Origin of the sequence: Roseovarius sp. SK2 (genome assembly GCF_028807495.1) — a bacterium.
In the GTDB taxonomy this organism is placed as follows: Bacteria; Pseudomonadota; Alphaproteobacteria; order Rhodobacterales; family Rhodobacteraceae; genus Roseovarius; species Roseovarius confluentis.
This window is the reverse complement of sequence record NZ_JARAMK010000001.1, coordinates 475275-496294: the sequence shown is the minus strand read 5'-3', so window position 1 is coordinate 496294 and position 21020 is coordinate 475275. Positions and strand designations below refer to the sequence as shown.

Here is a 21020-nt window from a genome sequence, read left to right as displayed (position 1 = left end):
CCCCTCGTTCCACCAAACATGAGATATTGGGGGAGCGGAATAGGGAAATCTCATGCGCAAATTGTCCAGACGCGCGGTGTTGTTCGGGGGCGGGGCCCTTGTGGGCGGCGTCCTGACGTCCCGCCTGAGCGCGGACCTGCCGGGCTATGAAGGTGTGTCGTGGACGAGGCCCGAAGGTGCGGCGGGCACGCTGAACGACGCGAGCGGGCTGAGCGAGACGCCAGTGCACAAGCACCTCGTGATCGAGAAGGGGCGGGGCGATGCACTGGTCAGGGCGATCCGCGCCGAGATCAAGGAGGCGCGAGCCGCGGGCCGGCCGGTCAACGTGGGGGCTGCGCGGCATTCCATGGGCGGGCAGTCCATACCGCGCGACGGGCATGCGGTGACCTATCAAGGCGGCTTTGTGGAGCCTGACACCGAGGCTGGCACCTACCGTGTGCAGGCCGGCACACGCTGGTCGGAGGTGATCGCGGCGCTGGACCCGATCGGGTATGGTCCCAAGGTGACGCAATCGAACAATGATTTCGGCGTCGCCGCCACCTTCTGCGTCAACGCGCATGGCTGGCCGGTCAAGCTGGGGCCGATGGGGGCCACTGTGCGCAGCTTTGACATGGTGCTGTCCGATGGGGAGTTGCTGACCTGTTCGCGGGAGAAGAACGTCGACCTTTTCGGGCAGACGATGGGCGGCTATGGCCTGACCGGGGCGATCACCGAGATGGTGGTGGAGATGGCGCCGAACCGGCGGCTGGTGCCGCAGTTCGAGGAGATGCGGGCCGAGGAGTTCGGGACGCGGTTCACCGAGGCGTTGACCGATCAGACCGTCAACATGGCCTATGGACGGCTGAACGTGGAGCGGGCGTCGTTCTTCGGCAAGGCGCTGATGATCACCTATCGGCCCGCCGAAGATCAGGAGGGACTGGAGCCTGCGGGTGGGTCGAACATGGCGGCGCATGTCGCGGCGCGGGTCTATCGCTGGCAGTTGGGGAACGAGCCGTTCAAGTCGCTGCGTTGGTGGTTCGAAACCGAACTGGGCCCGGCGCTGGGCGGCGGGGCGGTGACGCGCAATGCGTTGATGAACGAGCCGGTGATCACGCTGGATGACCGCGACCCGAACCGGACGGATATCCTGCATGAGTACTTCGTGGCGCCCGAGCGGTTTGCCGAGTTCGTGGCGCTCTGCCGCGAGGTGATCCCGGCGTCCTACCAGGAGTTTCTGAATGTCACGCTGCGCTTTGTCGACCGGGACCCGGTGAGCGTGCTGGCCTATGCGAGCGTGCCGCGTATCGCCGCCGTCATGTCCTTCAGCCAAGAGATGACGGAGCGGGCCGAGGCGGACATGGCGCGGATGACCCGTGCTCTGATCGACGGGGTGACGGGGATCGGCGGGAGTTATTACCTGCCTTACCGGCCCCATGCCACGCCCGCGCAGATGGTGCGGGCCTATCCGCGGGCGGCGGCGTTCGCGGCCGCGAAGCGTGCGCTGGACCCGGACCTGACATTCCGCAACAACCTTTGGGACACGTATCTGGATAAGCTATGACATTGCTTGGTAAAATCTGTTTCTTCTACACGGCGGCGCTGCTGGCAGCGGCCTCGATCAATTACATTCCCGGGCTGACCGATGAGACCGGGTTGGCCTTCGGGATCTTCGCGCTCGATCCGTTCGACGATGCGCTGCATTTGGTTTCGGCGCTCTGGGCGCTGGCGGCGGGGATGATCAGCCACCGGTCGGCGAAAATTTTCCTGATTATTTTCGGCGCGCTGTACCTGGCCGACGGGATCTTCGGGATTTTCACAGCCTATGGCTTCCTCGATTTCGGAATCCTTACCAACCCGTCCGAGGGCTTTTCACTGTCGGTGCCGCGCATCCTTGCGAACCTGCCGCATATCGGGCTGGGGGGCTTTGCGCTCTTTGCCGGAACTGTTCTGGACCGAGGGGACCGCGCCTGATGCGGCGCTTTTTGAAATGGCTGCTGCGGCTGGGGCTGGTCGCGGTCGTGCTGACCGCGGGGCTGCTGTCGCCTGTGGCCTACAACGAACTGGTCTGTATCCCGCAGGCCAAGCCCGAAACCTATGAGCCGATCCTGCCGCCCGAGCATCGGCGCGACGAGTCGCGGACGCTGATGACCTATCCGGAATGGCATATCGTGCATGCCTACGACGATTATGCGCAGGTGATCAGCGCAGGTGATCCGCATGAATTCGGGTACATGCAAGCGATCGGTGGCTTCTGGTCGAGCCTGTGTGCGCTAAGCCATGAGAGTGCGGAGCATGGCGGGTTCACCAGTGAGAGCAAGCAGACGATCTATGTGATCGGGGTAAGTTTCACCGCCGAGCTGCTGGCCAAGGCGTCGTATGAGGAAACATTGGGGCGGCTGGCCGCGTGGTGGCGTGGGCCGGAACGCACGCCGCTGGATGATCTGTCAGCGGATCAAGCGCGATCCTATGCACAGTTCCTGCAACAGGTGCCGTGGTACAAATGGGATTTCGACGGCGACCGAGAGGACCTTGCCACCAACGCCACCGACAGCCTGCGCGACCGCGAGCGGCGGTTTGCGCTTGGGGTCGAGTACGGCGCGAAGGCGGCGTATGCGCGGGTGATCGAGGACGCGGTGGCGCAGGTGGGGGCGGACGAATTGACCCTGCGGATGATCGTGGACGGGATATCCGAGGACGCGTTGCGGACCATGGGCACGGTCGAGGTGATCGGGCCGGTGAAAGGCGGGCTCGAGATCGAGACGCCGCGCTATCGCGAACTGACGCATATCCTGCAGCAGATGGCCGAAGCCGGCGCGGAATTCGTGGAGATCGCGGGCAACGACGAGATCATGTTCACCGCGCTGTCGCAGGCCGAGGAGGTGGGCGGGGCGATCCATTCCTTTGCGCGGCAGGGCTATGGGGATTCGCGCCACCTGATAATGGTTAACGTGACCGACCTGGCCGAAAAGTTGCGGCAGATGCAGGCCGCGACGGGCGTGGATCGTTTGCGGCTGGAACATATCCATGACTATTAAGCGCTGGGCGTTGGCGTTGGTCTGCGTGGTGGCGGGTTGGGTCGGGACGTTGATGCTGGTGATGGTGGCGACGGATGCGGCGCCGGGCGCTATCGTGCTGTTTCCAAATGATGATTTCGTAGCCAGCCTGCCCGATGGCGCGGCGGTGGTCGGCGGCGGCGGGGCCTGGGTGGCGGTGCGGGGCGACATGCCGGGGCTTGGATTGGCGCTGTACCGGGCCGGGGGGCGAGTGGTTTTGCCCGCCGGATTGCCGGGGTGTCTGCCGCTGCCCGAGGGGCCGCGTTAACCGATTCGACGGCCTGGAATGCGACGTCGGTATTGCGTCGGTATTTGGGTGGTATTGCATCGGTGGCATTTCTCGTCCCGGGCAAAGCCCCGGTTCATGAACCCGTCGCGCGCACAGGTAACGTCGGCAACGGTGCCGCCCCTTGCAACATGGGACCGCGTGCGCCATTTAGACGGCAACTTACATGCCCACGCGATGCGGAGGAACCGATGCTTGAACTTGGCGGCCAGACCCAACCCCAAACCGACCTGATCAAGGACGTCACCGAGGCGGACTTCATGACCGAGGTCGTCGAGGCCTCGCAGAGTGTGCCGGTGATCGTCGATTTCTGGGCGCCGTGGTGCGGGCCGTGCAAGACGCTTGGCCCGCAACTGGAGGCGGCCGTCACCAAGGCGAACGGTGCCGTGAAGATGGCCAAGGTCAACGTGGACGAGAACCAGATGATCGCGCAGCAGTTGCGGGTGCAGTCGATCCCGATGGTCTATGCCTTCTGGCAGGGCCAGCCGATCGACGGATTCCAGGGCGCGGTGCCAGGATCGGAGATCGACGCCTTCGTGAGCCGCGTGGTGCAGGCCGCCGGTGGCGAGGCGGGCGACTCGGGCCTGGAAGAGGCGATTGCGGCGGCGCAGGAGATGCTGGAGCAGGGCGCGGCGACGGATGCGGCGCAGACCTTTGCCGCGATCCTGCAGGAGGACGACAAGAACGCCACCGCCTATGCCGGGCTGGTGTCGAGCCATATCGCGATGGATGATCTGGACCAGGCCGAGGCGATCCTGAACGGCGCGCCGGCGGAGATTTCCAAGGCGCCGGAACTGGAAGCGGCAGCGGCGCAGCTGGCGCTGGCGCGGCAGGCCGCCGATGCGGGGCCGGTGAGCGAATTGCGCGCAAAGGTCGAGGCCGACCCGGACGACCACCAGGCGCGGTTCGACCTAGCGCAGGCGCTGCACGCGTCGGGCCAGACGCAGGAGGCGGTGGACGAGTTGCTGGAGCTTTTCCGGCGCGACCGGGAGTGGAATGACGCGGCCGCGAAGACGCAGCTGTTCACCATCTTCGACGCGCTGAAACCGGGTGATCCGGTGGCCCAGGCCGGGCGGCGCAAATTGAGCTCGATGATATTTGCCTGACGCGTCGCGCGGGCTACGTCCCTGCACATGATATTACAGGGTGATCTGCCGGAGGTAATCCCGGTCTTTCCGTTGCCGGGTGCGCTGCTTTTGCCGCGCTCGCGACTGCCGTTGCACCTCTTCGAGCCGCGCTATCTTGCGATGCTCGACGATGCGCTGAAAGCGCCGCATCGCCTGATCGGTATGGTGCAGCCGGACCCCGGCGCGCGCGCGGGCGAGCACGGGCTGCACCGAATCGGCTGTGCGGGCAAGGTGACGCAATTCTCGGAAACCGAGGACGGGCGCTACATGATCACGCTGTCGGGTGTTTCGCGCTTTCGCGTGTCGTCGGAGGTGGAGGGGTTCACCCCTTATCGCCGGGCGCAGGTCACTTGGGACGGGTTCGAGCAGGACCTGGAGCCCGGCGACAGCGACCCGGGCTTCAACCGGGAGTCCTTCATGGACCTTCTGTCGCGCTATTTCGATGCGCGGGAGCTGTCGACCGACTGGGAGTCGCTGAAGGAAGCCGAGGACGAGTTGCTGATCAACTCGCTGTCGATGCTGTTGGGGTTCGAGCCCGAGGACAAGCAGGCGCTGCTGGAGGCGCCGAGCCTGTCGACGCGGCGCGAGACCTTGGTGACGCTGATCGAATACGATCTGCGCGGCGGCGACGAAAAGGAGATGATGCAATGAGTGACGCGGACATCACGGCACCTGAGTTCGACCGGCACATGCTGGAGGCGCTGATCTGCCCGCAGACGCATTCGGTGCTGGAATACGATGCAGAGGCGCATGAACTGGTCAGCCGCAACGCGGGGCTGGCCTTTCCGATCCGCTCGGGCATCCCGATCCTGCTGATCGACGAGGCGCGCAGGTTGGACTAAGGCGTTTCGCCTTTAACCTGAGGTATCAGCTGAAGGCGAAACGCGCGCAACGATCGAGTGTGGCGCGGCGTTTCACGGGTAATCTGCACATCAAGGTTGTCGCGAAACGCTTTGGCGGAGTGCGCGCGAGGCGCGCACGCTTGATGTCTCGGCGTCGGCCGGGGGCCGCCGCCTCGGGGCGAGCGACGACGTGACGCTTTGCCCATGTCGCTGCGTGGGTGGCGCCGTCGGAGCCTCCGGCGGGGATGTTTTGGGCCAGGGGAAGACGGGGTTGGCGCGGTTCGGCGTCACTTTCTCTTGTGCGCGCGGGTGGCCATCACGTCGCGGCCAAGGGTTAGGGTGTAGGCCTCGAGCCGGTGCAGGGCGGTGTCGGCGGCGGTGGCATCCTCGCGCTCGAGCGCGTCTGCGAGTGCGGTGTGCAGGCTGACGATTTCCTCGCGCGAGCGGGCAGTGAAGGTGATCATGTTCATCAGGGGCTGCATCGCCTCGACCGCGCCGGCCAATTGGTAGCTGAGCACGGGATTTCCCGCCGCGTCGACGAGGGCGCGGTGCAGGGCCACGTCGGAGGCGCAGAAGGCTTCATCCGAGAGGTCGGGTTGCGACTGGCGCGCGATCTCGGCGCGCATTGTGGCAAGGCTGTCGTCGGTGCGGCGCCGGGCGGCGAGGGGGGCGCAGGCGCGTTCGAGGGTGTAGCGCGCCTCGCAGGCGGTCTCGAAACTGACGGCGTTCATCGACAAGAGCAGCGTGGAGGTCGTGATCTGCTGGCTGTAGGCGTCGGTGTAGCTGAGCCGGTTGACGAAGGCGCCGCCGAAGGCCCCGCGCTGGGTGCGGATGAGGGATTGGGCGGCCAGCCGTTTGAGCGCCTCGCGCACGGTGGAGCGGGAGACGCCGAATTGCTCGGACAGCTCGGCCTCGGAGGGCAGGCGTTCATCGACGATCATCCGGCCCTCGACGATGGCCGTGCGGATCGCCTCTGCGATCTGGGCAGAGAGGTCCTGGCGGGGTTCGGCAGAGCTGGCGGTTTTCATTTGTCAGACCTTTAATTGTCTGACATTCATAAGGGCAATCGTGACTCGAACCAAGGGTGTTCTTCGGCATGTCGGCTCTTTCATTGCGATCCTTTGCCTGGCTGGCGTTTTTCGCGGCGATCCTGGCGGCGTGGGTGGTGATGTACCTGATGGCGACGGGGATGGACCTGGACCTCATCGGCCGGCCCGGGCCGATGGGGGAGAAGATGCGGGCCATGCAACCCGGCATGGAGATGGGCATGGGCGGCGGTATGGCGATGGACCGGTTTGGGCCGCTGTTCGCCATGTGGGCGATCATGATGGCGGCGATGATGCTGCCGACCATGGTGCCGACGTTGCGCTGTTACGATGACCTCATTCGCAGCGCCGATGGCACGACCGCCGGGTGGCTGGGCGTGCTGGCGGGGTATTCCATCGCCTGGCTCGGGTTCGCGGCGGTGATCGCGGGGGTGCAGGTGGCGCTGCTTTATGGCGGTGTGATCGATATGCTGGGGATCGCGAAGTCATCCGTGATTGCCGGGGGGCTGTTGATCGTCGTGGGGGCGTTCCAGTTCACCCGCGCCAAGGAAGTCTGTCACGGGGTGTGCCACAGTCCGATGACCTATTTCCTGGGGCATTGGCGCACCGGCTTTGGCGGCGGCGTGCGCATGGGGCTTGGGTTGGGCGCGTTCTGCGTGGGCTGTTGCTGGGGCTTCATGGCGCTGGGGTTCGTGGGCGGCGTGATGAGCCTGCTTTGGATGGGCCTTGCCACGCTATTCATGGTATTGGAGAAACTGCCGCAGATCGGGCACCGGGTGATCCGGCCGATGGGTGTGGCGCTGATCGCGGGCGGGGTGGCGGTTCTGGCCGCGCCGCTGGTAACAGGAGGATAGAGCATGGCTTTGACACGCCGGAAAGAGGCCGACAAGCTGCCGGTGTCGCAGCGCATCGACAACCGGATGGCCAACCCCAAGCGACGCAAGATGACGCCGACCGACTGGGCCATCAAGGGCGAGCTGTTCCTGAACTGCTCTTGCACCGTGTTCTGTCCCTGCGTCGTGAGCCTTGGGGCGCACCCGCCCACCGAAGGGCATTGTCATGCGTGGATGGCGATTGCGATCGACGAGGGCCATTACGAGAGCGAGGACCTGTCGGGTCTGAATGTCGGCCTTCTGGTGGATATCCCCGGGCGCATGGGCGAGGGCAACTGGAAGGTGGCGGCCTATGTGGACGAGCGCGCGAGTGGCAAGGCCTATAACGGGATCCTGCAGATTTTCAGCGGCGCGGCGGGGGGCACGACGGGCCTCTTCACAATGCTGGTGAGCGAGATCATCGGGGCGGAGCGCGAGAAGGTCGAGATCGTGCGCGATGGCAAGAAGCGCGGGCTTTACATCGGGCGAAAGATCCAGGGCGAGATCGAGATGATCGACGGGGCGAGCCCGGATCATCCTGTGATGGTGACGAACTCGAAATACTGGATGGGGCCGGACATCATCGCCGCGAAGGGCACGAAAAGCCGGGTGCGGGATTATGGCCGGGTCTGGGATTTCGGCGGCATGTCGGCGGAGGTGTGTCCGATCGACTGGAAAGGTCCGAAGTAGGGGCGCCTGCGATGATCACACCCGAATATTGCCGCATGATGGCGCGGTACAACGCATGGCAGAACCGGCAGCTGACAGAGGCGCTGGACGCACAGCCGCTGGAGGTGCTGACCGAGGATCGCGGGGCGTTCTTCGGCTCGATCCTGGGCACGCTGAACCATTTGCTGTGGGGTGACCGAATGTGGATGGCGCGGTTCGATCCCTCGGTGGAGGCGCCGAAGGTCGGCGTGAAGAAGAGCGTGGAGATGCATCCGACGCTGGGGGCGTGGAGTGCGGAGCGGTATCAGGTGGACGGCAAGATCGGGCATTGGGCCAATGCGTTGCGGGCGATGGACCTGACCGGCGACCTGCGGTGGTATTCCGGCACGCTGGGGCGGGACATGGTGACGCCGCGCGCCTTGTGCGTCACGCACATGTTCAACCACCAGACCCATCACCGGGGGCAGGTGCATGCGATGATGACCGCCGCCGGGCTGGAGGCGCCGGTGAGTGACCTGTTCCTGATGCCCGGGGAGGGCTGAGCCGATGCTGGCCTTTGTCCTGGCGCTGGTGGTTATCGTGGCCGTCGCCTTTAGCCTGGGGCGGGGGCGCATGGGTGGACGCCTCGGCGGACCCGGGAATAAGCCCGCCAAACGCGCGTGCAAGTGGAGCGAGACCGGCAACAGCAATGGCCGGTTCGTCGAGTATCGCTGTGCGGCCTGCGGGGTCGCGGCCTATTCCGCCACCGGCGAAGCGCCGGTGATCTGCAAAAGCAACCTGAAGGGATCTGTCTGATGCCGATGATTTCCCTGTCGCGCCGGTTGCGGCGCACGCCTTTTTCCGAGGGGGTCGAGGCCGCCGGGGTGAAAGGTTACACGGTTTACAACCACATGCTGTTGCCGACGGTCTTTCGGTCGGTCGAGGAGGATTACCGTCACCTGAAGGACGCGGTGCAGGTCTGGGACGTGGCCTGCGAGCGGCAGGTGGAGTTGCGCGGCCCGGATGCGGGGCGACTGATGCAGATGCTGACGCCGCGCGACCTGCGGGGGATGACGGCGGGGCAGTGTTATTACGTCCCCATCGTGGACGAGACGGGGGGGATGCTGAATGACCCGGTGTCGGTGAAGTTGGCCGAGGATCGCTGGTGGATCTCGATTGCCGACAGTGACCTGCTTTACTGGGTGAAGGCCACGGCGCATGGCTGGCGGCTGGACGTGCTGGTGGACGAGCCGGACGTGTCGCCTTTGGCCGTGCAGGGGCCGAAGGCGGAGGAACTGATGGCGCGGGTCTTTGGCGAGGGCATTCGCGACGTTCGGTTCTTCCGCTTTGGCGTGTTCGACTTCCAGGGACGGGACATGGTGATCGCGCGGTCGGGCTATTCCAAGCAGGGCGGCTTCGAGATCTATGTCGAGGGCGAAGATATCGGAATGCCGCTTTGGAATGCGCTGATGGAGGCGGGCCGCGATCTGGATGTGCATGCGGGCTGTCCCAATCTGATCGAGCGGGTCGAAAGCGGGCTGCTGAGCTATGGCAACGACATGACCGACGACAACACGCCGCATGAATGCGGGCTGGGGCGGTTCTGCAACACGCAGAGCGCCATTGGGTGTATCGGGCGTGACGCGCTGCTCAGGGTGTCGAAGGAAGGGCCGGTGCAGCAGATCTGTGCGATTGCCATCGACGGCCCGAAGGTGCCGCCCTGTGACAGGTGGTGGCCGGTCACGGCGAATGGCAAGCGGGTGGGGCGGGTGAGTTCCGCCGCGTGGAGCCCGGATTTCAACACCAACGTGGCCATCGGCATGGTGCGGATGACCCATTGGGATGCAGGCACCGAGGTGCAGGTGGAGGCGCCGGATCAGGTCCGGCGCGGGGTGGTGCAGGAAGGTTTCTGGAACTGAGCGAGATCTGACGGCGGAGCGAGGGGCCAGCCCCTCGCGCTCCCCGGAGTATTTCGCGAACAGTGAAAGCGGCGCGCGCCGGCCGGACCCAACATGCCTTGCGGGCGTTGTGCCTATGAGGCGGGAGATGCGCTCAAGCCCTGGGAGGCTTGGGTGTTTTTGGAACGATGAAAGCGGGGGAGCCTCGCTAAGCAAGACAGGAGATTGGACATGTTCAACGCATTGGTTGTCGAGAAGGACGAAGAGAGCGGCAAGACCTCGGCGGAGGTCAAGCAGATCGGGATCGACGACCTGCCAGAGGGCGAGGTGACGGTCGCGGTCGAGTATTCGACGGTGAATTACAAGGACGGGCTGTGTATCGGGCCGGGCGGCGGGCTGGTGCGCAAGTATCCGCACGTGCCGGGGATCGATTTTGCCGGGACGGTCGAGGAGAGCTCTGACGGCCGGTACAGCCCCGGTGACAAGGTGGTGCTGACCGGATGGCGCGTGGGCGAGGCGCATTGGGGCGGTTATGCCCAGAAGGCGCGGGTCAAGGCCGACTGGCTGGTGCCGCTGCCCGACGGCCTCGATACGCGGCAGGCGATGGCCGTGGGCACCGCCGGGTTCACCGCGATGCTGGCCGTCATGGCGCTGGAGGACCAGGGGCTGAAGAAAGGCCCCGTGTTGGTGACCGGGGCCGCCGGCGGCGTGGGCAGCGTTGCCACGGCGATCCTGGCTAAGCTGGGGCACGAGGTGGCGGCTGTCACCGGGCGACCGGAGCAGGAGGAGTACCTCAAGAGCCTTGGGGCCAGCCAGATCGTGCCGCGCGAGGAGCTGACCGAGGTCACCAAGAAACCGCTGGAGGCGGAAGCCTGGGGCGGCTGCATCGACGCGGTGGCCGGTGCCATGCTGGGCCGGGTGCTGAAGCAGATGGAATATGGCAGCTCGGTCGCGGCCATCGGCCTTGCCGGGGGCGCGGCCATCGAAGGCGCGCTGATCACGCCGTTCATCCTGCGCGGTGTTAACCTCTTGGGGATCGACTCGGTCATGCAGCCTTATGACAACCGCCTGCGGGCTTGGGAGCGGATCGCCAGGGACCTGCCGATGGACAAGCTGGACGAGATGGTGCAGCCCGCGACCCTGTCGGACCTGCCGGGGCTGGGCCGCGACATCCTGAAAGGCCAGGTCAAGGGCCGCGTCGTCGTCGATGTCAACGCGTGATGATCTGACCATCAGGCTGGTGCGCGACGGCGATGCCGACGCGCTCTGGCCGATCCTGCGCGACGTCGTGCGCGCAGGCGACACCTATGCCATCGAGCCGGACCTGTCGCAGGGCCGGCTGATGGATTACTGGTGCGAGGCCCCGCGCGCGACCTACGTGGCGGAGGCCGGGGGGCGGATCCTGGGCACGTACTACATCAAGACCAACCAGCCCGGCGGCGGCAGCCACGTGTGCAACTGCGGCTACATCACGGCCCCGGCGGCGCGGGGGCGGGGCGTGGCGCGGGCGATGTGCGAGCATTCGCAGGGTGTGGCGGGGGAGCTGGGCTACGAGGCGATGCAGTTCAACTTCGTCGTGACCAGCAACGAGGGGGCCATTGCGCTTTGGACGAAGCTGGGCTTCGAGACGGTGGGGCGGCTGCCTAAGGCGTTCCGGCATCCGAAGCAGGGGCTGGTGGATGCGCTGGTGATGTTCAAGTGGCTGGGGAGCTGAAGTGGCTTGCTCTCTGCGCGCTCGGTCGAGAGGCGGCGGTGGACGATGAAGTGCTACTTGATTGAAGCAAATTACGGCATGCCGGATTTCCTGGATTACGTGTTCGCGCGTGCACCGGACTATGGTGAGCGGATCCACAATGACGATTATGAAGGCGAATGGGTTCCAGGCCGTGACATGAAATACGAGCATGGCGGGCCAAGCTCGTACGGCGCCACTGTAAAGGGCGGGCGGTTCACGGACCAGACCCGTGCCGAGTTCCAGAAGCTCTGGTGCGTGAGCCGTCCCAAGGCAGATCGAAGGTTTGACGTCATAAAGCCATTCGATGCAATCCTCGATTCCATCCCCTTGTTTTCAGAGCGTCTCAAGGACGCGATCGAAGTGGTCGATCCTGCTTTGTTCGAATTCGTGCGCATGGATCAAACCTGGGATGATGTCCACAAGGCGCCAATATCGGGTGGGCCGTTTTATCTGGCCAATCTTCTGGCGCGCCGGGATTGCTGGGATCAGGACCGCACGCGGATCGTGCCTCAGAAGCGTGGCGACGGCAGCTATTTCAATACGATTTCGGGGTCCGGGCGCGCTGTGCTGCGGTCTCGTGTGAAAGATGCGCTGATCTGGCGTGATACCCTGACCAAAACCGTCGTCTGCACCGATGCGTTCAAGGGGATGGTTGAAGCCGTTGGCTGCAAGGGCTGGTGGTTTCGGGAAATCGCCGTGACGGACGACAGGTAGGGCTGTTCCAAGGAGTCCAAGCCCGGTAGTTGGTGCGCGACGGGGGGGACGCAGGCGGGTTGCACCTGGAAGCGCGTGGGTTTTCACCCACCCTACGGCACGGATGGCGTTTCATTTCGGGAAATCATGGGACCGCCGGACCGGGATCCGGGAAATCATGGACCTATAGGCGGATTCGTGCGAATCGCGCCATGGAACCGCGCCGGATTCGGAGGTGGATTCGGTGAATCCGTACCCTGTGCCCCCGTATTTGGATCGCATTGGAAGAAAATTTTGGGAAAACGTGGGAAAAATGCGCTCGGGTAATTTCATACCATATATTGTGTTGAGTTTTGTCAGTTCCGCTAGGTTGTGCGTCAAAATGGCTTTTATCGGCACATGATGTTGTTTGAGCGGGGGTCCAAAATCAATATCCTGTAGCTAAACGCGTCACTTTTTCATTGAGTTCCATAAAGTACCATGTCATACCTTTAACCACGATGAGGACGGACACAGGGGCACACAACGACCCCGAATAAAACAAAGACCAGAGCAGGTTTCATACAGGCGCCCGCTTCATCAGAACGAAGAGATCCGGCGCGCGGGCGAGCAGACATCCCCCCAGGTGGCGCGCGCAGCTGGACACCCCGCGAGAGTGGGACGAGGGCGGCGGATTGGGCAGTGGCAGCAGCTCAATCCGCCGTTTCGTGTTTCGGACGGTATTTTTTGAAACGCGGGGGGGCGAGGGACGGGCCGGACAGTGGTTCTGAGCTTCAGAGGCGAGTTCAACCAGAAGGTTGACGGCAAGGGTCGGATGTCGATCCCTGCCGATTTTCGCGCTGTGCTGGCCGATGGCGATCCGCGCTGCCCCGAAGCCCCGTTGCCGCGTGTTGTCGTGCTGCACGGGCCTCACCTGAAAAATTGTCTTCACGCCTACACGATCGATGCCATGGCCGAGATCGAGGAAGGCATCCGCAAGCTGCCGCGCGGGTCGGATGCGCGCAAGCGCGCCAGCCGCATGATTCTTGGGAAATCCTGGGACACGGAAGTGGACAAGGATGGGCGTATCGTGCTGCCCCAGCGCCTGCGCCAGCAGATCGGCCTGGAAGGCGAGGCGGTGATGGTCGCGATGGGCGACTATTTCGAGATCTGGAACGCGGCCACCTATGACGAGGTCGAGGCGGCGGAAACCGCGGCCTTCCTGGAAGAGCAGGACGGCGATTTCGATCCGCTGACCCTGATCGATCCGCCCGGGGAGGACTGAACGATGGGGAGTGCTGCCGCAAACAATCCCCATGTTCCCGTTCTGATAGAGCCGATCCTGCGCGCCGTGGCGCCCGTGGCCGGCACGTGGCTGGATGGAACGCTGGGCGCGGGTGGCTATACCCGCCGCTTGCTGGAAGCCGGGGCCGACAGGGTGATCGGCGTGGACCGCGACCCGCTGGCGATTCAAATGGCGGCGGACTGGGCGGACGACCGGGTGGAACTGGTGCAGGGGACGTTCTCGAAGCTGGATGAGTATGGGCAGGACCTGGATGGCGTGGTGCTGGACCTTGGCGTGTCGTCGATGCAGCTGGACCGGGCCGAGCGGGGGTTTTCCTTCATGAAGGACGGGCCGCTGGACATGCGGATGAGCCAGGACGGGCTGAGTGCCGCGGATATGGTCAATTCCATGGAAGAGGCGGAGCTGGCGGACATCCTGTTTCTTTACGGCGAGGAGCGGGCCAGCCGGCGGATAGCAAAGGCCATCGTGAAGAAGCGCGAGGACGTGCCGATTGTCACGACGCTGCAACTGGCGGAAATCATCGAGGGATGCCTGCCGCGGCCCAAGCCGGGGCAGGTGCATCCGGCGACGCGCAGCTTCCAGGCGATCCGCATCGCGGTGAACGACGAGTATGGCGAGCTGGTCGAGGGGCTGGAGGCCGCCGAGCGCGCGCTGAGGCCGGGCGGGCATCTGGCCGTGGTGACGTTTCATTCCATCGAGGACCGTATGGTCAAACGCTTTTTGGCCGAGAAGACCGGGAACACCGGCGGCGGCAGCCGGCACGCGCCGGTGGTGGAGCGCGACCCGCCGACATTTCGGCAGGACACGCGCAAGGCCATCGGGCCGGATGACGCGGAGCTGGCCGATAATCCGCGGGCGCGCAGTGCCAAGCTGCGCGTGGCGCAGCGCACGGAGGCCGCGGCGCGGCCGGTGGACAGGGGCAGCATCGGGATGCCGATGCTGAAGACGCATAATCGACGAGGGGACAGGTAATGCGCAGTTTCTTCTACGTTTTGACCGCCGTTATGGTCATCGGTCTGGCCTTCTGGGCCTACCGCGAGAACTATGAAACGCAGGCCGCGCAGTCGCGGTCGGAAGCCGTGCAGCAAAAGATTGCCGACCAGCGGCAACGCTTGCGGGTGCTGAACGCGGAATGGGCCTACCTGAACCGGCCGGACCGCCTGCGCGACCTGGTGGAGATCAATTTCGACCAGCTGGGGCTTTTGCCGTTCCAGCCCTACCAGTTCGGCAAGATCGACCAGGTGTCTTATCCGACTGAGGGCGAATTGCCGATTTCCAATGTCATCGACGTGATGGAACGGGAGCAGCAGCCATGATCCGCACACCCCTGCGCCCGCTGGCGCGTATCCTCAAGGCCCGGGAAGCGGGCGAGAACCCCGATGCTATCGAGCGCGAGAACATCCGGCTGCGCCATGAAGAGATGCGTGACCGGGCCCGGATGCGGGCCGAAGGGCGGCTGTTGGTCATGGGGGCGTTCTTTGTTTGCGCCTTTGCCGTGATCGGCGGACGGATGGGCGTGCTGGCCAATTCCGAGCCGGCCGAGCCGCGCACCGGGATCGCCGGTGCCGATATCCTGGCGCAGCGGGCCGATATCGTGGACCGCGAGGGGCGCATCCTGGCGACGAATTTCGAGACCTACAGTCTGTATGCGCAACCCCAGCAGATGGTCGAGCCCGAGCGCGCCGCCGAGGAACTGACCGCGATTTTCCCCGACCTGAAGGTGGAGCGGCTGAAGAAGGATTTCACCGGCAAACGCAAGTTCCTGTGGGTGAAGAAGAAACTGAGCCCCGAGCAGCGCCAGGCGGTGCATGACATCGGCGAGCCGGGGCTGCTGTTCGGCCCGCGCGAGATGCGGCTTTATCCCAATGGCAAACTGGCGGCACATCTGCTGGGCGGCGCGAGCTTCGGGCGTGAAGGCGTGCACGCCGCCGAGGTGATCGGCGTTGCGGGTGTCGAGAAATATTATGACAAGCGACTGCGCGACCCGAGTATGGGCCACAAGCCGTTGCAACTGTCTATCGACCTGTCAGTGCAGTCCGCGGTCGAGCGGGTATTGCAGGGCGGCATGATGCTGATGAATGCCAAGGGCGCGGCGGCTGTGCTGATGGAAGTGCAGACCGGCGAGGTCGTGGCGCTGGCCAGCTTGCCGGACTTCGACCCCAATGACCGTCCGCGCCCGCCGATCAAGGGCGAAAAGCCGGGCGACAGCCCGCTGTTCAATCGGGCGGTGCAGGGGGTGTACGAGCTGGGCTCGGTCTTCAAGGCGTTCACCATCGCGCAGGCGTTGGACCTTGGGCTGGTGAACCCCGCGACGATGATCGACACCAAGGGGCCGCTGCGGTTCGGCAAGTACCGAATCCGGGATTTCCGCAATTACGGCAGCGAGTTGGACGTGAAGACGGTATTGGTCAAGTCGTCGAACATCGGCACCGCGCGGATCGCGCAGATGATCGGGATCGACCGGCAGCAGGATTTCCTCAAGTCGCTTGGCTTTTTCGAGCCGACGTCGTTCGAGATCGTCGAGGCAGAGAGCGGCAAACCGCTGTTGCCCAGCAAATGGACCGACCTGTCGCTGATGACGATTTCCTATGGGCACGGTCTTTCGTCTAGCCCGCTGCACCTGGCGGCGGGTTATGCCACGATTGCCAATGGCGGCCGGTTGGTGAAGCCGACACTGATCAAGCAGCCCAAGGGCCAGATGGCGCCGCGGGTGATGTCGGAGCGGGCGGCGGGACAGACGATGCAGATGCTGCGCAGCGTGGTGACCGAGGGCACGGCGTCTTTCGCCGAGGTCGATGGCTACGCGGTGGGCGGCAAGACCGGCACGGCTGACAAGCCCAAGCCCAGCGGCGGGTATTACGAGGACAAGGTGATCGCCACCTTTGCCAGCGTGTTTCCCGCGCACGATCCGCGCTACGTGCTGGTCGTGACGCTGGACGAGCCGGTGGAGACGACGGGGTCCGAGCCGCGCCGCACGGCGGGCTGGACCGCGGTGCCGGTGGCGGCAGAAATCACACGTCGCGTTGCACCGCTTCTGGGGCTGCGACCCGAGATTGAACCCGCGCCATTAACAGGTATAACGCTGACATCGAATTGACGGGTTGAGACAAAGGCCGACGGCGTGGGGCAGAGCAAATCCTTGGCAGAGCTGGGCTTGACCGCCCAGGGGGGCCGGCGGGCCGAGATCAGCGGGCTGGCGGTGGACAGTCGCGAGGTAAGGGACGGGTTCCTGTTCGCCGCGCTGCCCGGCAGCCGCGTGCATGGCGGCGAGTTCATTTCCTACGCGCTACGGATGGGGGCGGGGGCGATCCTGACCGATCCGGAGGGCGTTGCGTTGGCGGCCGAGGAGCTGGCGGCAAGCGAGGCGGCGCTTGTGGTGGCCGAGGACCCGCGCCAGACGCTGTCTTTTGCGGCGGCCCTGTGGTTCGGCGCGCAGCCCGAGACGATGGTGGCTGTCACGGGGACCAACGGCAAGACATCGGTGGCGAGTTTCACGCGGCAGATCTGGATGGCGCTGGGGCTGGAGGCAGTCAACCTTGGCACCACGGGGGTCGAAGGCGCGTGGGAGGCACCGCTGGCGCATACCACGCCCGAGCCGATCACGCTGCACCGGGTGCTGGCCGAGGCCGAGGCGCAGGGCATCACCCATGCCGCTATGGAAGCGTCGAGCCACGGGCTGGCGCAGCGGCGGCTTGACGGCGTGCGGTTGGTGGCGGCGGGGTTCACGAACCTCAGCCAGGACCACCTGGATTACCACGCCGACTTTGACGACTACTTCAACGCCAAGGCCGGGCTGTTCGAGCGGGTGCTGCCCGAGGACGGCGTGGCCGTAATCAACGTGGATGATCCGCGCGGGCCGGGCATGGCTGACGTGGCTTACGGCCGGGGGCAGGATGTGCTGGCCGTGGGCCGGGCCGAAGGGGCGGACCTGCGGATTCTGAACCGGGTGTTTTCGCCCACGGGGCAGACCTTGCGGTTTTCGTGGCGGGGGCAGGTGCACCAGGTGGAATTGAACCTGATCGGCGGCTTTCAGACCGACAACGTGATGCTGGCCGCGGGGCTGGCCATCGGCGCAGGGGCGGACCCGGACCGGGTGTTCGCGACGCTGCCGGTGATGCGCACGGTGCGGGGCCGGATGCAGCTGGCGGCGACGCGCTCCAGCGGGGCGGCGGTGTTCGTGGATTACGCGCATACGCCCGAGGCGGTGTCGACCGCGCTTTACGCGCTGCGCCCGCATGTGCTGGGCCGAATGGTGGCTATCGTGGGCGCGGGCGGCGACCGGGACCGGGGCAAGCGCCCCCTGATGGGCCGGGCGGCGGCGGAAAATGCCGACGCGGTGATCGTGACCGACGACAACCCGCGCAGCGAGGCGCCGGGCGACATTCGCGCCGCCGTGATGGAAGGCGTGCGCCAGGCGGGGGGCGAGGACCGGGCCATCGAAGTGGGCGACCGGGCCGAGGCGATTCTGCGCGGCGTCGACATGCTGGGGCCGGGCGATGCGCTGCTTATTTGCGGCAAGGGGCACGAGACCGGGCAGGTCGTGGGCGACGATATCTTTCCCTTCGACGATTGCGAACAGGCCAGCGTGGCGGTCTCGGCCCTGGACGGGGGCGTGGCGTGAGCGACTTGTGGACAGCGCAGGAGGCCGCGGCGGCCACGGGCGGGCGCAGCACCTGCGACTGGACCGCGACGGGCGTGTCGATCGACACCCGGACGCTGGCGCCGGGCGATCTGTTCGTGGCGCTTAAGGATGTGCGCGACGGGCATGACTTCGTGGCGCAGGCGCTGGAAAAGGGCGCGGCGGCGGCGCTGGTCGACCGTGTGCCTGAGGGCGTGGCCGAAGACGCGCCGCTCTTGATCGTGGACGAGGTTCTGCCGGCGTTGGAGGATCTGGGCCGAGCGGGTCGGGCGCGCACCGACGCGAAGGTCGTGGCGATCACCGGGTCCGTGGGCAAGACCTCGACCAAGGAGATGATGCGCGCGGCCCTCAAGGGGCAGGGGCGGACCCATGCCGCGGAGGCCAGTTACAATAATCACTGGGGCGTGCCGCTGACGCTGGCGCGGATGCCGCGCGACACCGAGTTCGCGGTGATCGAGATCGGGATGAACCACCCCGGCGAAATCTCTCCATTGGCCGTGATGGCGCGCCCGCATGTTGCGCTGATCACCACCATTGCGGCGGCGCATCTGGAGGCGTTCGAGAATATCGAGGGGATCGCCCGGGAAAAAGCCGCGATCTTCGACGGGTTGGAGCCGGGCGGTACAGCGGTGATCAATGCCGATGTGGGCACGGCGGATATCCTGTTTCAGGCCGCGAAGGCCAAGGCGGGCACGATCGTGCGGTTCGGCACCGCGGAGGCGGCCGAGTTGCGGTTGACCGACGTGACGGTTCATGACGCCGCCACGGTGGGCAAGGCAGAGGCCGGGGGCGAAGACATCCTGTTCAAGGTCGGCACGCCGGGACGGCATTTCGCGCTGAACGCGCTGGCGGTGATCGCGGCGGCCGAGGCGATGGGGGCGGACCGCGACGTGGCGGTCTGCGACCTTGGGCTGTGGCGGCCCTTCGAGGGGCGCGGCACGCGCGAGACGCTGGTTCTGGACGCGGTCGAGGAGGCGATGTCGATCGAGCTGATCGACGACGCGTTCAACGCAAACCCCACCTCGATGGCCGCGGCGCTGGAAGTTTTGGCGGCTGCCCGTGTGAAAGATGACATCGGCCGGGTGGCTGCGGGGCGCAGGATCGCCATCCTGGGCGACATGCTGGAACTGGGCCCGGACGAGGCGCGGATGCACCGCGAGATTGCCGACCTGCCGTTCGTCAGGGATGTGCAGGTCATCCATTGTGTCGGCCCGCGCATGAAAACGCTTTACGAGGCGTTGCCGGAGGCGCAAAGGGGCCGCTGGACGGAAACCGCCGCGGAGCTTGCGGCAGAGGTGCACCGGCTGGTGGATGCGGGCGACGTGATCCTGGTGAAAGGCTCGAAGGGCAGCCGCGTCAGCGAAGTTGTCACCGCGCTGCGCCGTCTGGCGCAGGCCGTCGCGGAAAAAGAGGACGTTTGAATGCTCTACTGGTTAACCGAATTGTCGGATGGCGGCGATGTCTTCAACCTCTTTCGCTACATCACTTTCCGGTCGGGCGGGGCGTTCCTGACGGCGCTGGTATTCGGTTTCATCTTCGGGCGACCGCTGATCAACGTGCTGCGCAAGACCCAGGGCAAGGGCCAGCCCATTCGCAATGACGGGCCAGAGGGGCACCTGGCGAAGTCGGGCACGCCCACCATGGGGGGCTTGCTGATCGTGGGGGCGCTGCTGACCTCGACCCTGTTCTGGGCACGGTTGGACAACCCGTTCGTGTGGCTGGTGCTGTTCGTGACCATGTCCTTCGGCCTGATCGGGTTCTGGGACGATTACGCCAAGGTCAGCAAGCAGAACCACAAGGGCGTGCCGGGCAAGGTGCGGCTGGGGCTGGGTTTTCTGATCGCAGGCATCGCAGCCTATTGGGCCAGCATGTATCACCCAAGCGAGTTGCAGTATCAACTGGCGCTGCCGGTGTTCAAGGACACGCTGATCAACATGGGGCTGTTCTTCATCCCCTTCGCGATGTTCGTGATCGTCGGCGCGGCCAACGCGGTGAACCTGACCGATGGCCTCGATGGGCTGGCGATCATGCCGGTGATGATCGCGGCCGTGACGCTGGGGATCATCGCCTATGCGGTGGGGCGCGTGGACTTTACCGAGTACCTGGACGTGCATTACGTGCCGGGGACGGGCGAGATCCTGGTTTTCGTGGCGGGGCTGGCCGGGGGGGGCCTCGGGTTCCTGTGGTATAACGCGCCGCCGGCCGCCGTCTTCATGGGCGACACCGGGTCGCTGGCCCTAGGCGGGGCGCTGGGGGCCATCGCGGTGGCGGCCAAGCACGAGATCGTGCTGGGCATCGTCGGCGGCATCTTCGTGGTCGAGGCGCTGTCGGTCATCATCCAGGTGTTCTATTTCAAGCGGACCGGCAAGCGGGTGTTCCTGATGGCGCCGATCCACCATCACTACGAGAAGAAGGGCTGGGCCGAGCCGCAGATCGTGATCCGGTTCTGGATCATCGCGATCATCCTCGCGATGATCGGTCTGGCGACGCTGAAGGTGCGGTGATGGCGACGGTCCGTGACACTACTGCGATGATCGCCGGGATGGCGCCGGTGCGCGACCCCGAGACATGGCATTTCTGCACGACGGACGACCGGGAGTTGGCGGCACGGGCGCGGCCCCATGCGCTGGCGGTGTTTGGCGAGGAGGAGGGTACCTCGCTGATCCTGCCGGACGAGGCGGCGCGGGATCTGGGCTTTGCGGTGGAAATGCCGATGAGCCGGATCACGTTGTCGGTGCATTCGGCATTGGATGGAGTGGGGCTGACGGCGGCGGTGGCGACTGCGCTGGCCGGCGCGCATATCCCCTGCAACGTGGTGGCGGCCTATCACCACGATCATGTCTTTGTGCCCGAGGAATTGGCCGAGGACGCGGTGGCGATCCTGCGGGATGTGGCGCGGGGCGCCGAGTGATCGCGG

General features: G+C 65.4%; 24 protein-coding genes. 23 read left to right on the top strand and 1 reads right to left on the bottom strand.

Annotated features, from left to right (window positions below):
* The first annotated feature begins 52 nt into the window (after window positions 1-52).
* From PVV74_RS02440 to PVV74_RS02410, 7 genes are all read left to right on the top strand, one after another.
* A complete protein-coding gene (locus tag PVV74_RS02440; protein ID WP_274592106.1) occupies window positions 53-1540 on the top strand; it encodes an FAD-binding oxidoreductase in 1488 nt (495 codons plus the stop codon).
* Window positions 1537-1950: a DUF4383 domain-containing protein gene (locus PVV74_RS02435; protein WP_103761593.1), complete on the top strand. Its 414-nt coding sequence runs from the start codon at window positions 1537-1539 to the stop codon at window positions 1948-1950. The genes PVV74_RS02440 and PVV74_RS02435 overlap by 4 nt, the downstream gene beginning before the upstream one ends.
* Complete coding sequence (locus PVV74_RS02430) at window positions 1950-3014, top strand: hypothetical protein (protein ID WP_274592105.1); 1065 nt, start codon at window positions 1950-1952, stop codon at window positions 3012-3014. Before PVV74_RS02435 ends, PVV74_RS02430 begins: the two co-directional genes overlap by 1 nt.
* A complete protein-coding gene (locus PVV74_RS02425) occupies window positions 3004-3300 on the top strand; it encodes a hypothetical protein (protein ID WP_146049953.1) in 297 nt (98 codons plus the stop codon). The genes PVV74_RS02430 and PVV74_RS02425 overlap by 11 nt, the downstream gene beginning before the upstream one ends.
* Before the next feature lie 209 nt (window positions 3301-3509).
* A complete protein-coding gene (locus PVV74_RS02420) occupies window positions 3510-4424 on the top strand; it encodes a thioredoxin family protein (protein WP_274592104.1) in 915 nt (304 codons plus the stop codon).
* Between the two features lie 27 nt (window positions 4425-4451).
* Window positions 4452-5096 carry an LON peptidase substrate-binding domain-containing protein gene (locus tag PVV74_RS02415; RefSeq protein ID WP_103761589.1) on the top strand — a complete coding sequence of 215 codons (645 nt, stop codon included), beginning with the start codon at window positions 4452-4454 and terminating at the stop codon, window positions 5094-5096.
* Entirely contained in the window at window positions 5093-5287 is a 195-nt protein-coding gene (locus PVV74_RS02410) for a Trm112 family protein (RefSeq protein WP_274592103.1), read from the top strand. The genes PVV74_RS02415 and PVV74_RS02410 overlap by 4 nt, the downstream gene beginning before the upstream one ends.
* Window positions 5288-5574: 287 nt before the next feature.
* Here PVV74_RS02410 and PVV74_RS02405 read toward each other — a convergent pair whose 3' ends face one another.
* A complete protein-coding gene (locus PVV74_RS02405) occupies window positions 5575-6315 on the bottom strand; it encodes a FadR/GntR family transcriptional regulator (RefSeq protein WP_274592102.1) in 741 nt (246 codons plus the stop codon).
* Between the two features lie 68 nt (window positions 6316-6383).
* Between PVV74_RS02405 and PVV74_RS02400 the strand changes: the two genes are divergently transcribed.
* From PVV74_RS02400 to PVV74_RS02325, 16 genes are all read left to right on the top strand, one after another.
* A complete protein-coding gene (locus tag PVV74_RS02400) occupies window positions 6384-7187 on the top strand; it encodes a DUF2182 domain-containing protein (protein ID WP_274592101.1) in 804 nt (267 codons plus the stop codon).
* 3 nt (window positions 7188-7190) lie between these two features.
* Window positions 7191-7895: a DUF1326 domain-containing protein gene (locus PVV74_RS02395; protein WP_274592100.1), complete on the top strand. Its 705-nt coding sequence runs from the start codon at window positions 7191-7193 to the stop codon at window positions 7893-7895.
* 11 nt (window positions 7896-7906) lie between these two features.
* Window positions 7907-8416, top strand: a complete 510-nt coding sequence (locus PVV74_RS02390) for a DinB family protein (RefSeq protein WP_274592099.1) — start codon at window positions 7907-7909, stop codon at window positions 8414-8416.
* A 4-nt stretch (window positions 8417-8420) separates the two neighbouring features.
* A complete protein-coding gene (locus tag PVV74_RS02385) occupies window positions 8421-8669 on the top strand; it encodes a hypothetical protein (RefSeq protein WP_103761584.1) in 249 nt (82 codons plus the stop codon).
* Window positions 8669-9772, top strand: a complete 1104-nt coding sequence (locus PVV74_RS02380; protein WP_103761583.1) for a dimethylsulfoniopropionate demethylase — start codon at window positions 8669-8671, stop codon at window positions 9770-9772. The genes PVV74_RS02385 and PVV74_RS02380 overlap by 1 nt, the downstream gene beginning before the upstream one ends.
* A 210-nt stretch (window positions 9773-9982) precedes the next feature.
* On the top strand, window positions 9983-10972 hold the full coding sequence (gene acuI, locus PVV74_RS02375; protein WP_274592098.1) for an acryloyl-CoA reductase: 990 nt from the start codon (window positions 9983-9985) through the stop codon (window positions 10970-10972).
* Window positions 10959-11465: a GNAT family N-acetyltransferase gene (locus PVV74_RS02370; protein WP_274592097.1), complete on the top strand. Its 507-nt coding sequence runs from the start codon at window positions 10959-10961 to the stop codon at window positions 11463-11465. The genes acuI and PVV74_RS02370 overlap by 14 nt, the downstream gene beginning before the upstream one ends.
* A gap of 45 nt (window positions 11466-11510) precedes the next feature.
* Complete coding sequence (locus PVV74_RS02365; protein WP_274592096.1) at window positions 11511-12200, top strand: imm11 family protein; 690 nt, start codon at window positions 11511-11513, stop codon at window positions 12198-12200.
* A 739-nt stretch (window positions 12201-12939) separates the two neighbouring features.
* The gene (locus tag PVV74_RS02360) at window positions 12940-13443 is read left to right on the top strand and encodes a division/cell wall cluster transcriptional repressor MraZ (protein ID WP_103761579.1); all 504 of its coding nucleotides are present in this window, start codon (window positions 12940-12942) and stop codon (window positions 13441-13443) included.
* Between the two features lie 3 nt (window positions 13444-13446).
* Window positions 13447-14436: a 16S rRNA (cytosine(1402)-N(4))-methyltransferase RsmH gene (rsmH, locus tag PVV74_RS02355; protein WP_274592095.1), complete on the top strand. Its 990-nt coding sequence runs from the start codon at window positions 13447-13449 to the stop codon at window positions 14434-14436.
* Window positions 14436-14780, top strand: coding sequence for a cell division protein FtsL (gene ftsL, locus PVV74_RS02350; protein WP_103761577.1), 345 nt, complete (start codon window positions 14436-14438; stop codon window positions 14778-14780). The genes rsmH and ftsL overlap by 1 nt, the downstream gene beginning before the upstream one ends.
* A complete protein-coding gene (locus PVV74_RS02345; RefSeq protein ID WP_274592094.1) occupies window positions 14777-16561 on the top strand; it encodes a peptidoglycan D,D-transpeptidase FtsI family protein in 1785 nt (594 codons plus the stop codon). The genes ftsL and PVV74_RS02345 overlap by 4 nt, the downstream gene beginning before the upstream one ends.
* A 24-nt stretch (window positions 16562-16585) precedes the next feature.
* Window positions 16586-18085, top strand: coding sequence for a UDP-N-acetylmuramoyl-L-alanyl-D-glutamate--2,6-diaminopimelate ligase (locus PVV74_RS02340; RefSeq protein ID WP_103761575.1), 1500 nt, complete (start codon window positions 16586-16588; stop codon window positions 18083-18085).
* The gene (locus PVV74_RS02335; protein ID WP_103761574.1) at window positions 18082-19524 is read left to right on the top strand and encodes a UDP-N-acetylmuramoyl-tripeptide--D-alanyl-D-alanine ligase; all 1443 of its coding nucleotides are present in this window, start codon (window positions 18082-18084) and stop codon (window positions 19522-19524) included. The genes PVV74_RS02340 and PVV74_RS02335 overlap by 4 nt, the downstream gene beginning before the upstream one ends.
* Entirely contained in the window at window positions 19525-20607 is a 1083-nt protein-coding gene (gene mraY / locus PVV74_RS02330) for a phospho-N-acetylmuramoyl-pentapeptide-transferase (protein WP_103761573.1), read from the top strand.
* Window positions 20607-21014, top strand: coding sequence for an ACT domain-containing protein (locus PVV74_RS02325; RefSeq protein ID WP_274592093.1), 408 nt, complete (start codon window positions 20607-20609; stop codon window positions 21012-21014). The genes mraY and PVV74_RS02325 overlap by 1 nt, the downstream gene beginning before the upstream one ends.
* Window positions 21015-21020 lie beyond the last annotated feature (6 nt).

Bases quoted from the DNA above. Each gene is read 5' to 3' on its own strand.
- rsmH (WP_274592095.1), top strand. From the start codon at position 13,447: ATGGGGAGTGCTGCCGCAAACAATCCCCATGTTCCCGTTCTGATAGAG.
- PVV74_RS02420 (WP_274592104.1), top strand. From the start codon at position 3,510: ATGCTTGAACTTGGCGGCCAGACCCAACCCCAAACCGACCTGATCAAG.
- PVV74_RS02380 (WP_103761583.1), top strand. From the start codon at position 8,669: ATGCCGATGATTTCCCTGTCGCGCCGGTTGCGGCGCACGCCTTTTTCC.
- PVV74_RS02385 (WP_103761584.1), top strand. From the start codon at position 8,421: ATGCTGGCCTTTGTCCTGGCGCTGGTGGTTATCGTGGCCGTCGCCTTT.
- PVV74_RS02325 (WP_274592093.1), top strand. From the start codon at position 20,607: ATGGCGACGGTCCGTGACACTACTGCGATGATCGCCGGGATGGCGCCG.
- PVV74_RS02345 (WP_274592094.1), top strand. From the start codon at position 14,777: ATGATCCGCACACCCCTGCGCCCGCTGGCGCGTATCCTCAAGGCCCGG.
- PVV74_RS02440 (WP_274592106.1), top strand. From the start codon at position 53: ATGCGCAAATTGTCCAGACGCGCGGTGTTGTTCGGGGGCGGGGCCCTT.
- PVV74_RS02410 (WP_274592103.1), top strand. From the start codon at position 5,093: ATGAGTGACGCGGACATCACGGCACCTGAGTTCGACCGGCACATGCTG.
- PVV74_RS02415 (WP_103761589.1), top strand. From the start codon at position 4,452: ATGATATTACAGGGTGATCTGCCGGAGGTAATCCCGGTCTTTCCGTTG.
- acuI (WP_274592098.1), top strand. From the start codon at position 9,983: ATGTTCAACGCATTGGTTGTCGAGAAGGACGAAGAGAGCGGCAAGACC.
- PVV74_RS02435 (WP_103761593.1), top strand. From the start codon at position 1,537: ATGACATTGCTTGGTAAAATCTGTTTCTTCTACACGGCGGCGCTGCTG.
- PVV74_RS02430 (WP_274592105.1), top strand. From the start codon at position 1,950: ATGCGGCGCTTTTTGAAATGGCTGCTGCGGCTGGGGCTGGTCGCGGTC.
- PVV74_RS02425 (WP_146049953.1), top strand. From the start codon at position 3,004: ATGACTATTAAGCGCTGGGCGTTGGCGTTGGTCTGCGTGGTGGCGGGT.
- ftsL (WP_103761577.1), top strand. From the start codon at position 14,436: ATGCGCAGTTTCTTCTACGTTTTGACCGCCGTTATGGTCATCGGTCTG.
- PVV74_RS02395 (WP_274592100.1), top strand. From the start codon at position 7,191: ATGGCTTTGACACGCCGGAAAGAGGCCGACAAGCTGCCGGTGTCGCAG.
- PVV74_RS02405 (WP_274592102.1), bottom strand. From the start codon at position 6,315: ATGAAAACCGCCAGCTCTGCCGAACCCCGCCAGGACCTCTCTGCCCAG.
- mraY (WP_103761573.1), top strand. From the start codon at position 19,525: ATGCTCTACTGGTTAACCGAATTGTCGGATGGCGGCGATGTCTTCAAC.
- PVV74_RS02390 (WP_274592099.1), top strand. From the start codon at position 7,907: ATGATCACACCCGAATATTGCCGCATGATGGCGCGGTACAACGCATGG.
- PVV74_RS02365 (WP_274592096.1), top strand. From the start codon at position 11,511: ATGAAGTGCTACTTGATTGAAGCAAATTACGGCATGCCGGATTTCCTG.
- PVV74_RS02370 (WP_274592097.1), top strand. From the start codon at position 10,959: ATGTCAACGCGTGATGATCTGACCATCAGGCTGGTGCGCGACGGCGAT.
- PVV74_RS02400 (WP_274592101.1), top strand. From the start codon at position 6,384: ATGTCGGCTCTTTCATTGCGATCCTTTGCCTGGCTGGCGTTTTTCGCG.